Origin of the sequence: Planktothrix tepida PCC 9214 (genome assembly GCF_900009145.1) — a bacterium.
GTDB lineage: Bacteria > Cyanobacteriota > Cyanobacteriia > Cyanobacteriales > Microcoleaceae > Planktothrix > Planktothrix tepida.
In genome coordinates this window covers 1-445 of the sequence record NZ_LN889832.1, presented here as the reverse complement: position 1 = coordinate 445, position 445 = coordinate 1, and the positions used below count along the sequence as shown (strand labels likewise).

Annotated in this window: 1 rRNA gene; it reads left to right on the top strand. The window is 46.3% G+C overall.

Annotated features, from left to right (window positions below):
- Window positions 1-73 (top strand): 16S ribosomal RNA (locus PL9214_RS29345); the annotation flags it as partial.
- Between the last annotated feature and the right edge of the window lie 372 nt (window positions 74-445).

Here is a 445-nt window from a genome sequence, read left to right as displayed (position 1 = left end):
GGCAGGGCTGATGACTGGGGTGAAGTCGTAACAAGGTAGCCGTACCGGAAGGTGTGGCTGGATCACCTCCTTTTTAGGGAGACCTACTTCTGGAGAAGTGCCAAATCCCAACAAAAAAAGCACTCACAGAAGTCATCCCAGGTCGGTCGAGAAGAATGAGTCAAACAAAAGCTTTCAAACTCCCAAGTCCGGTTCAAAAAGCAGGATAATTCAGCACCTTAGCTGTTAGAAAACAGCAAGACTGCTGGAGAGGATTCCAGCCAGAACCTTGAAAATTGCAGAGAAAGAAAAAACTGGTAGTAGTTCGTAGTTAGAACTCAAGCTCAGGGAAAGGAAACAGACCCAAAAGCAAAAGAACTAACCACAAACAAAAAAAGAGAATTGGTCAAGATAGAAAGGGCTGACGGTGGAAACCTTGGCACACAGAGGCGAAGAAGGACGTGGC